This is a genomic window from Paraburkholderia dipogonis, from assembly GCF_046027395.1.
GTDB classification, from domain to species: Bacteria; Pseudomonadota; Gammaproteobacteria; order Burkholderiales; family Burkholderiaceae; genus Paraburkholderia; species Paraburkholderia dipogonis_A.
The window spans coordinates 167474-177804 of sequence record NZ_JAQQEG010000021.1 but is presented as its reverse complement, the minus strand read 5'-3'; the positions used below and the strand labels follow the sequence as shown (position 1 = coordinate 177804).

Annotated in this window: 10 protein-coding genes; 4 read left to right on the top strand and 6 right to left on the bottom strand. The window is 63.4% G+C overall.

Annotation, left to right across the window (positions count from 1 at the left end; translation table 11 throughout):
* Positions 1 to 93: 93 nt before the first annotated feature.
* Both PQR32_RS22550 and queF read left to right on the top strand, forming a co-directional pair.
* On the top strand, positions 94 to 996 hold the full coding sequence (locus PQR32_RS22550; RefSeq protein WP_408231824.1) for a 5'-nucleotidase: 903 nt from the start codon (positions 94 to 96) through the stop codon (positions 994 to 996).
* On the top strand, positions 993 to 1817 hold the full coding sequence (queF, locus tag PQR32_RS22545; protein WP_408231821.1) for an NADPH-dependent 7-cyano-7-deazaguanine reductase QueF: 825 nt from the start codon (positions 993 to 995) through the stop codon (positions 1815 to 1817). Before PQR32_RS22550 ends, queF begins: the two co-directional genes overlap by 4 nt.
* Positions 1818 to 1886: 69 nt before the next feature.
* Here queF and PQR32_RS22540 read toward each other — a convergent pair whose 3' ends face one another.
* From PQR32_RS22540 to PQR32_RS22530, 3 genes are all read right to left on the bottom strand, one after another.
* Entirely contained in the window at positions 1887 to 2273 is a 387-nt protein-coding gene (locus PQR32_RS22540; protein ID WP_007179354.1) for a RidA family protein, read from the bottom strand.
* Positions 2274 to 2363: 90 nt separating this feature from the next.
* Complete coding sequence (locus tag PQR32_RS22535) at positions 2364 to 3845, bottom strand: N-acyl-D-amino-acid deacylase family protein (RefSeq protein WP_408231819.1); 1482 nt, start codon at positions 3843 to 3845, stop codon at positions 2364 to 2366.
* A 3-nt stretch (positions 3846 to 3848) separates the two neighbouring features.
* Positions 3849 to 4739, bottom strand: coding sequence for a MurR/RpiR family transcriptional regulator (locus PQR32_RS22530; RefSeq protein ID WP_408231816.1), 891 nt, complete (start codon positions 4737 to 4739; stop codon positions 3849 to 3851).
* Positions 4740 to 4885: 146 nt separating this feature from the next.
* On the opposite strand from PQR32_RS22530, the gene PQR32_RS22525 reads away from it, so the two are divergent.
* Complete coding sequence (locus tag PQR32_RS22525) at positions 4886 to 6163, top strand: amino acid deaminase (RefSeq protein WP_408231814.1); 1278 nt, start codon at positions 4886 to 4888, stop codon at positions 6161 to 6163.
* Between the two features lie 122 nt (positions 6164 to 6285).
* Here the strand turns inward: PQR32_RS22525 and PQR32_RS22520 are convergent, their stop codons facing one another.
* Both PQR32_RS22520 and PQR32_RS22515 read right to left on the bottom strand, forming a co-directional pair.
* Complete coding sequence (locus PQR32_RS22520; protein WP_408231811.1) at positions 6286 to 6795, bottom strand: MarR family winged helix-turn-helix transcriptional regulator; 510 nt, start codon at positions 6793 to 6795, stop codon at positions 6286 to 6288.
* 30 nt (positions 6796 to 6825) lie between these two features.
* Positions 6826 to 8421, bottom strand: coding sequence for an MDR family MFS transporter (locus PQR32_RS22515; RefSeq protein WP_408231808.1), 1596 nt, complete (start codon positions 8419 to 8421; stop codon positions 6826 to 6828).
* A gap of 140 nt (positions 8422 to 8561) precedes the next feature.
* Between PQR32_RS22515 and PQR32_RS22510 the strand changes: the two genes are divergently transcribed.
* A complete protein-coding gene (locus PQR32_RS22510) occupies positions 8562 to 9404 on the top strand; it encodes an EcsC family protein (RefSeq protein WP_408231805.1) in 843 nt (280 codons plus the stop codon).
* Here the strand turns inward: PQR32_RS22510 and PQR32_RS22505 are convergent.
* Positions 9374 to 10330, bottom strand: coding sequence for an alpha/beta hydrolase (locus tag PQR32_RS22505; RefSeq protein WP_408231802.1), 957 nt, complete (start codon positions 10328 to 10330; stop codon positions 9374 to 9376). The two genes, PQR32_RS22510 and PQR32_RS22505, sit on opposite strands and share 31 nt — an antisense overlap.
* Position 10331: the final 1 nt, after the last annotated feature.

Below are 10331 nucleotides of genomic sequence, written 5' to 3'. Positions count from 1 at the left end.
TCTCGCGACGCTCGGCTATCCGAACTGGGAAGAGACGCAGAATCCGGTGTATCGCTTGTTCCTCGCTTGATTACTTAGGACTGAAACGCGCAGATGGCTCTTTCGCTTGTCGACAAACTGGTGGTGGCAATCTCGTCGCGCGCGCTGTTCGACTTCGAGGAAGAGAACCGCGTGTACGAGGAAGGCAACCTGCAGGCCTATGAAGCATTGCAGCGCGACCGCCTGACTGTGCCCGCCAAACCCGGCGTGGCGTTTCCACTGATCCGTAAGCTGTTGGCCCTGAACACCAGCGGCCATCGCGTCGAAGTGGTGATTCTTTCGCGCAGCGATCCGATCAGCGGACTGCGCGCGTTTCATTCGTGCCGGGAACATGGGCTCGCCATCGAGCGCGGCGTTTTCACTCGTGGACGCGCACCGTTCGGCTATCTGAAGCCGTTGAACGCGTCGCTGTTTCTGTCCGCGAATCAGCAAGACGTGCGCGACGCACTGGCCGCCGGATTTCCCGCCGCACGCGTCTTGCCCGAATCGGCGAAAATGGCGAGCAAGTATCCGGATGAAATCCGCATCGCCTTCGACGGCGACGCCGTGCTGTTTTCCGACGAAGCCGAGCGCGTGTTCCAGAAAGACGGCCTGCGCGCATTCGTCGGCCACGAGATTCACAACAAGGATCTGCCGCTTGCGGACGGCCCCCTGAAGCCGTTGCTCGAAGCACTGCACCGCCTGCAAAAACTCGCGGACGAAGCCGCGCCGATGCATATTCGTACGGCATTGGTGACGGCGCGCTCGGCGCCCGCGCATGAGCGCGCGATCCGCACCTTGATGGCGTGGAACATCGAAATCGACGAAGCGATGTTCCTCGGCGGCCTCGACAAGAGCGCATTCTTGCGCGAGTTCGAGCCGGACTTTTTCTTCGACGACCAAATTGGCCACTGCGAATCGGCCCGCGTCGTGACGGCGACGGGGCACGTGCTGAGTGGCATCGTGAACGCATCATGACACCCGAACAATCACCGCTGGGCAAGCCCTCCGCTTACACCGAACAATATGACGCGTCGTTGCTGTTTCCGATTGCGCGCAGGAATGCGCGCGAGGCGATCGGCATCGGCGCGCAATTGCCGTTCTTCGGCACGGACATCTGGAATGCGTATGAGTTGTCGTGGCTGAATGCGCGCGGCAAGCCGCAGATCGCGGTGGCGACTTTCTTCGTGCCGGCGGATTCGCCGAATATCGTCGAGTCGAAGTCGTTCAAGCTCTACCTCGGCTCATTCGCGCAAACCGCGTTCGAGTCGATGGAGGCGGTGCGCGACACGATCAAGCGCGATGTGTCCGCGTCGTGCGGCGCGAGCGTGTCCGTTCATCTGGCGGCGCCGTATGAGTTCGGCAAACTGCAGATGGAAGAATTCGAGGGTTTGTCGCTGGATCGGTTGGATCTCGATACCGACGTTTATCAGCCTGACGCGTCCTTGCTGAAAGCGGCGCTGGATGAGGCCCCGGTCGAAGAAACGCTGTTCTCCAACTTGCTGAAATCGAATTGCCCGGTGACGGGGCAGCCCGATTGGGGCAGCGTGCAGATTCATTATGTGGGCCCGCAGATCGATCACGCGGGCTTGCTGCGCTACATCATTTCGTATCGGAACCACACTGGGTTTCACGAGCAGTGTGTCGAGCGGATTTTTATCGATGTGCTGAAGGCGTGCAAGCCTGTGAAGCTCGCGGTGTATGCGCGTTATACGCGGCGCGGCGGGTTGGATATCAATCCGTTCCGCACGAATTACAACTTGCCGATGCCGGATAATATGCGGCTGGCGCGGCAGTAAGTAGCAGGTTGTTCGCCGCGGCGAGTTGATGCGAATCCGCGGCGAACGAAACCGGCTAAATCTTCAGGGTTAGGCCGTGGGCTTCTTATAAGCCACGCAGTCCACTTCGACCCGGCAATCGATCACCATCGAAGAAACGACACAGGCGCGCGCCGGCGGATTTTCGCCGAAGTACTCGCGGAACACCTTGTTGAACGACGCGAAGTCACGCGGATCATCCAGCCACACGCCGCAGCGGACCACATGCTCCGCGCCGTAGCCGGCTTCTTTCAGAATCGCGAACACGTTCTGAATCGCCTTGTGCGATTGCTCGACAATCCCGCCATTGATCACTTCGCCGTTTTCCATCGGCGTCTGTCCGGACACGAACAGCCAGCCGTCCGCTTCGACTGCGCGTGCAAACGGCATATGTTGACCGCCCGTTCCCTTCCCGCCTTCAACACCATATCGCTTCATCATCACACTCCTTAAAAAGTCCGGCACGCGTCCGGCAGAATCGCCGCGCGCGCCGCAATCAATCAATTAATCATTCAGTCGAGCAAACAATCAGAACGCGCCGTGCGCGTCACCCTTCGACGCCGCGCCGCGCGCCACGAAGTGACCGGCGCGCTCGCCCGTCACTTCGCCGTTGCGATACGTCAACACACCGTTCACCCATACCGCGTCGATGCCGTCGGCGGCCTGCTGCGGCTTCTCGAACGTCGCCGCGTCGCGCACCTTGGCCGGGTCGAACAACACCAGGTCGGCGTGATAGCCGATGTGCACCTCGCCGCGCTGCGCCAGTCCAAAGCGACGCGCCGACAAGCTGGTCATCTTTCGCACCGCCTCTTCGAGCGGCAGCAAGCCCGCGTCGCGCGCGTAATGGCCAAGCACACGCGGAAACGCGCCCCACAAGCGCGGATGCGGCAGCGGATCGTTCGGCAGCCCGTCTGAGCCGACCATGGTCGCGGGATGCGAGAGGATGCGCCGCACGTCCTCTTCGGACATGTTGTGATACACCGCGCCCGCCGGTTGCAGGCGCTTGCCCGCTTCCTGCTGCGAGACGCCCCACTCCGCCGCGATCTCCTTCACGAGCTTGCCCGCCATCTCCGGATGCGGCTCCGACCACGTAATCGTGATGTCGATATCGCCCGTCACCTGCTTCACGTCGAGCGTCGACGAACTGCGGTTGTACGGATAGCAATCGCAACCGATCGGCTGCAGGCGGCGCGCGCCTTCGAGCGAATTCAGCACTTCTTCGCTGCGGCCCCAGTTCGACGGACCCGCGCACTTCAGATGCGAAATCACCACCGGCACATGCGCGTGACGGCCCACGCGATATGCCTCGTCCATGGCGTCGAGAATCGCGTCGAATTCGGTGCGCATGTGCGTGGTGTACAACGCGCCGGCCGCGGCGAGCGGTTCGGCCAAGGCCATCACTTCTTCGGTCGGCGCCGCGAACGCCGAGCCGTATGCGAGCCCTGAACTCAGACCCAGCGCGCCGTTGGCCAACGCTTCTTCGAGCTGAGCGCGCATGCCCTCGATTTCCTGCGGCGTGGCCGCGCGATCGAGCCGGTCCATCTGGTTGCTGCGCAACGCGGTATGCCCGATCAACGCGCCGACGTTCACCGCCGGCCGCGCGGCATTCACCGCTTCGACATACGCGGCGAAGGTCGGGTACTGGAATGCGTCGCGCTCGCCGAGCAGGTTCATCGGATCGGGCGGATCGCCCTTCAGCGCAACCGGCGACGCGCTGATGCCGCAATTGCCGACGATCACCGTCGTCACGCCTTGCGTGATTTTCGGCAGCATTTGCGGCGAGCGGATCACGTGGGTGTCGTCGTGCGTGTGAACGTCAATGAAGCCCGGCGCCAGCGCGCGGCCGTCGGCCTCGATCACTTCTTCGGCAAGCCAGTTCGACAGATTGCCGATCGCGACGATGCGGCCGCCGCGAACCGCGACGTCGCGTTCGACAGGCGGCGCGCCCGTGCCGTCATACAGTTGCGCGCCGACGATCAGCGTATCGGCGGCTTCGGGATGCGAATGCATGGATCAGTCTCCTAACGGTTGTCGATCGCCGCCGCCGCGGTGCGTGTCGAGTGCATGCTTCATGCGGCGCAGCAATTCGCGGCTCTCGTCACCCTGACTGACGGCAAGTTCGGTGACGAGCACATCGAGCGCCATCATCATCGCGTAACGCGACGACGACGGCTTGTAAATGAAATCGGTTTCAAAAGCGACGATCGGGATCACCCAGTCGGCCAGCCGCGCGAGCGGCGAAGCCGGCGCCGTCAGCGCGATCACGGTCGCGCCATAGCTGCGCGCGATCTTGCAGTTCTCGACCATCTCGGGCACGCGCCCGGTGGTGGAGAGCGCGATCACCACGCATTCGCGCGACACAGTGCTGGCCACCATGCGTTGCAGCAAGCCGTCCTGATAGGTCGCGACAGGCCGGCCGAGGCGCACGAGCCGGAAGCGCATCTCATCGGCGAGCGCGGTCGAGCCACCGCCCATGCCGAACACGTAGATCATGCGCGCGCCGCGCAAGGCGGCCGCCGCGTCGCCCAGCGGCGCCTGGCGCAGCAATTGATGGTTGTGCGCGAGCGCGGTCTGCAATTCGTCGAACACGCGGGTGGCGATCGGCTCGGGCGCATCGCCCGGACCGCCGGCCTGCAGGAAGCGCTGACCGACGGCGGCCGCCTGCGCGAGTCGCAGTTTGAGCTCGCGGACGTCGCGGCAACCCACCGCCTTGGCAAAGCGCGTCACGGTCGCGACGCTCACCTCCGCCTGTTGCGCGAGCGCGCCGATGCTGGCGCGCGAGGCGCCCGTCAGATCGTCGAGAATCAGCGCGGCGACCTTGCGTTCAGCCGAGCGCAGTTCCGGCGCGCATTCGGCAATGCGCGCGACGATGTCGAAGGCCAGCGGTTCGGCGGTTAAGTTCATTGCAGACTGTGGGAGGCCGCACGAAGGCTTATAAACCGCCTCCGACGAACCGTGGTACTAAATAACATTTCTCCATCCATCGTACTTTCGGTAACATGGTAAAGTCAACTTTGATTCAATTTAACTGGACGATGGAGCAGGGAGACATGAAAGTTACAAACTATCAGGGCGCAACGATTGATCCTCATAGCAAGGGCTTGGGCATGGTTCCGGGCACCAGTATCCAACTCACGGATGCCGCGCGCCTCGAGTGGAACCTGCTGAACGAAGACGTGAGCCTGCCGGCCGCCGTGCTGTACGCGGACCGGGTGGAGCACAACCTCAAGTGGATGCAGGCATTCGTCGCGGAATACGGCGTCAAACTCGCGCCGCACGGCAAGACCACCATGGCGCCGCAGCTGTTTCGCCGTCAGCTCGAAAACGGCGCGTGGGGCATCACGCTCGCCACCGCGCATCAGGTGCGTGCCGCTTATCACGGTGGCGTCTCGCGTGTTCTCATGGCCAACCAGCTGATCGGCCGTCACAACATGATGATGGTCGCCGAGTTGCTGAGCGATCCGGATTTCGAATTCTTCTGTCTCGTCGATTCGGTCGAAGGCGTCGAGCAGCTGGGCGAGTTTTTCAAGTCGGTGAACAAGCAGTTGCAAGTGCTGCTCGAACTCGGCGTGCCGGGCGGCCGCACGGGCGTGCGCGACGCGGCGCAGCGCAACGCGGTGCTCGACGCAATTGCACGCTATCCGGACACGCTGAAACTCGCCGGCGTCGAATTGTACGAAGGCGTGCTCAAGGAAGAACACGAAGTGCGCGAGTTCCTGCAAAGCGCCGTCGCGGTCACGCGTGAACTCGTCGAGCAAGGCCGTTTTGCGCGTACGCCGGCGGTGCTGTCAGGCGCCGGTTCGGCCTGGTATGACGTGGTCGCGGAAGAATTCGTGAAGGCGTCGGAGACCGGCAAGGTCGAGGTCGTGCTGCGTCCCGGCTGCTATCTGACGCACGACGTCGGCATCTATCGGAAGGCGCAGACGGAGATTTTCGCGCGCAATCCGGTCGCGAAGAAAATGGGCGAAGGGCTGCTTCCGGCGCTGCAATTGTGGGCGTATGTGCAGTCGATTCCGGAGCCAGATCGCGCGATCATCGGTCTCGGCAAGCGCGATTCCGCGTTCGATGCCGGCATGCCGGAACCGGCGCGCCACTATCGTCCGGGCAACGAAGCACCGCGCGATATCGCGGCGAGCGAAGGCTGGGAGATTTTCGGCTTGATGGATCAACACGCGTATCTGCGGATTCCCGCAGGCGCTGACCTGAAAGTGGGCGACATGATCGCGTTCGACATCTCGCATCCGTGTCTGACGTTCGACAAGTGGCGTCAGGTGTTGGTGGTCGATCCGGCGTATCGCGTCACGGAAGTGATTGAAACGTTCTTCTGATGTGGTTTGCGAAGGGCGCGTTCTCAGGCAACGAGGCGCGCCTTTCGTGGTGTTGCGGAACGCGTCGTTTTTTCCGGCCGCTCCGCCGAACTGACCTTGTTTAGTCGTGCCCGTCCGGCAAATCAAGGCTGGCGCCGCGCTCCACTCCCCACTGCGTCGGGCATCTGGGCAGCAGCCTCGCCTGCTCCGGCTGCGCTAGCCGTCGCCGCCACTTCGCCGATTCTTGCCTCGAGCATCTTCAACGCGCCCGACAGCGCGTTCAGCGCCTCGTCCGGCAGCACGGCTATCGTGTCGTGTAGAAACGCGTTGCGACGCGGCAAGCTGGCTTCGGTCGCAGAATGTCCCGCTTCGGTCAGACGCACATTGGTCACGCGGTTATCGCGCGTATCCATGCTGCGCGCAATCCAGCCCAAACCTTCGAGCGTTTTCAGTTGGCGTGTCAACGCGCCTGGATCGACGCGCAAGCGCTCCACCAGCCGCTTCTGCGACGACTCGCCGGCCTGCTCGTGCAGCGCGAGCAGAATGCGCCAGCGCGGCAACGGATGGCCGACGTGCGCCTCGAAGGCCGACATGAACGCCCGATATGTGCGGCCGAATTGCTGCATGACGGCGACGCGGTCCTGTTCTTCCATGATCTGTCAGTAAAACGGTAAGTCTAAAAATCAGTCCGCGTGAATCACGGGTTCGAGCTTGCGCTGGAGCTTGATCGGCGGCACTCGGCGGCTTTGCCAGACCGACACCACGGCGATGATCGCCGCCATCGCAAGACCCAGATGAATCGCGGCCACGAGCGATTCACGCGCGCTCTCGAGCAGCATCGCGCCATTGTGGCCCGCATGCGCCAACTGGCCGAGCAACGTGGCCTGTGCGTCGCGATTGATGAGAATCTGCGGGTCGCCGAGATCCGCGAACCAGTGCGACGCGTGATCGTTGTCCAGCGCGCTGCGCACGCCGCTCGCGTACATATGGCTGACCAGTGTGCCGGTCAGCGCTGTGCCGATCATGCCGCCGATCATCCGCAGCGACTGCAGCAGTGCCGTCGCGATGCCGAGGTGCTCGCGGCCAGCCGTTTGCTGCGCGAAGATCGTCAGGTTCGGCATGACGAAACCGAGCCCCAATCCGCCGACGATCATGAACGACATCAGCAGCCATTGCGGCATGGCGCGCGTCGCGACGACCACGCCGAGGCATGCCAGCGCGAGCAGCGTGAAGCCGATATACAGCATCAGATTCGGATTGCGCACGCGCGAGACGATGCGCCCATTGGCGATACTGCCAATCGTGATGAATACGACCAGCGGCGTAATGACGAGACCCGCTTCTTTTGGCGACATGCCGAAGCCGCCCTGGAACAGCAACGGCGCGTAGAACAACAGCGAGAACATCGAAAAGCCGCCCAGCACGGCGAGCGTGAAGAGCGCGGCGAGACTGCGGTTGCGGAACATGTCGACGGGCAGGATCGCTGTCGGGCAGCGCTTTTCCCATTGCCACAGCGCATAAGCCGACGCGATGCTCAACACGAGCAACGCCAACGCGCTCAAGGTCACGCCATGCTTCGGCAGCAACTCGACGAACAGTTGCAGCGAGCCGAGCGCCACGGCGATCAGCACGGCGCCGGGCCAGTCGAGCCGCATCTTGCCTTCGTGTTCGACATGGCGCAGATGCGGCAGAAAGCGCCAGACAAAGAACAGCGACAGCAGACCGACCGGCAGATTCACATAGAAAACCGAGCGCCAGCCGTAATACTGTGTGAGGAAACCGCCGAGCGACGGGCCTACCGCGTTGGCGATACCGAACGCCGAACTCATCAGCACTTGCCAGCGCAAACGCACGACCGAGTCGGGGAACAGATCAGGAATGCAGGCGAATGCGGTGCCGACCAGCATGCCGCCGCCGATGCCCTGCAGGCCGCGCGCGAGCACGAGAAACAGCATATTGTTGGCCGCGCCGCACAGCACCGAGGCGGCGGTGAACACGACGATCGACGCGATCACGAACGGCTTGCGTCCGTAGTAGTCGCCGAGTCGGCCAAAAATTGGCACGGTGATCACGGAGGTCAGCAGATACGACGTGGCGACCCACGCATAGAGCTCAAAGCCCTTGAGTTCGGCGACGATGGTGGGCAACGCGGTGCCGACCACGGTCTGGTCGAGCGCGACCAGCATCGTGACGAAGGAGATGCCGAGCATCGCCAGCAACGATTCACGGAACGGTAAAACTTGCCCACTCGAGTGGTGGGCCGCAGTATGGACAGCCATTTTTGATAGTGCAACAGTTGACACGTCAAACGATTGGGAATCATACCACGCGGGGACGCTCTAAGCGGGACAAGCCCGCTGCGGGTCGCCGTATCGGCAATCGACTGAAGAATGAATATCACATGACGCCAGGGAGGCACATGGAGCCGAGTTCGCTCGCAACACAATCGTTATCGGACGACGACCTGAAGGCGCTGCGCCGCGCGAAACATGAGCTGGAAAGCCCCGCTCTGGCGATGAAGCTGGCGAGCATTGTCGGCGCGCCGCTGGAGAAACTGCTCTCGCGTATGCCGGCGTTCGCCAACGAAAAAGTCACCGACGCGACGGAGTTGGCCTTGCGCAAGTGCCTCGCAATCGCGCTGCGCACGCTGGGGCGGCAGGACGGCGCGACGCCGCTCGTGGTGCCCGACAAGCCGAGTAACTTGCTGCACAAGTTCGCTGTGGCGACCACTGGCGCGGCCGGCGGCGCATTCGGACTATTCGCGCTGCCCGTCGAACTGCCCGTCACGACCACGCTGATGTTCCGCTCGATCTGCGACATCGCGCGCAGCGAGGGCGAGGATCTGACGTCGATCGACACGCAACTGCAATGTCTGACGGTGCTCGGCATGGGCGGCACATCAAGCGCCGACGACGACGCCGACTTCGGCTACTTCATCATGCGCGGCGCGCTCGCGCAGGCGGTGTCGAAAGCGTCGTCTGAAATCGCGACCAAAGGCTTCACCGCGCACGGCTCCGCGGCCTTGCTGCGCCTGCTCAACACGATCGCCGCGCGATTCTCCGTGCAAGTGAGCGAGCAAATCGCCGCCAAGTCGATTCCGGCGATCGGCGCGGTGCTCGGCGCAATGGTCAACACGGTTTTCATCGACCACTTCCAGCAGGTCGCGCACGGCCACTTCACCGTGCGTCGGCTGGAACGGCAGTACGGCCAGGCTTCGGTCGAAGCCGCCTATCAGACGATCGACATCGCGCTCGACGGCTGAGCGGCGCGGTTCGTCATACGCCGCACGAAGGCGGCGGCGCGGTCGAGCGCGCGATTTCCTTCGGGGATGAACGGCGCGAAGATCGGCCAGACGTGCGGCATCTTGTTCCACACTTCGAACTCGCAGTCGACGCCCGCCGCGCGCGCGTTGTCGGCCACGCGCCGCGAGTCGTCGAGCAACACCTCGGTGCTGCCTGCCATGATGAAGAGCGGCGGCAAGCCGTGCAAGTCGGCATAGACCGGAGAGGCGTAGGGATGGGTGGTCGGCGTGTCGCCGAGATAGACCTTTCCCGCCAGGGCGATCGCGGAGCCGCTGAACATCGGATCGAGACCGTCGTTGGTGCGGATGCTGGCGCCGGTTGCGGCCAGATCGGTCCATGGCGAGAACAGCAGGCCGCCTGCCGGCATCGGATCGCCGGCGTCGCGCAACGCCACCAGCGTGGCGAGCGCTAGGCCGCCGCCCGCTGAATCGCCCGCGATTACGATCGACTCCGGCGCGATGCCCTCAGCGATCAACTGACGGTACGCCGCGGTCGCGTCGTCGAGCGCCGCCGGAAAGCGATGCTCGGGCGCAAGACGGTAGTCGAGGGAAAAAACCGGCGCATTGGCACGCGTCGCCAGACCGAACACGATCGAGCGATGGGTGCGCGGTGAACAGAAGTAGTACCCACCACCGTGGCAATACAGCACGGTCGGTCCGGCGTGTACAGCTGGCGCACCGTCGGCGCGCTCGATCCACTCGCCGCGCAAGGGCATATCGTCCGCGCCGTACAGCTCACGCAGACGCCAGCCGCCCGGCACCCTCGGCGACCAGACGCGCTTGGCGGTCAGCACGCGCGCTTTCTCGACATCGATGCGTGGTTTGAGGGTCTCCGGCCGAAACTGCCTGCGTAGATACCAGCACGCGAGTGCGCTTTGCCAACTCATC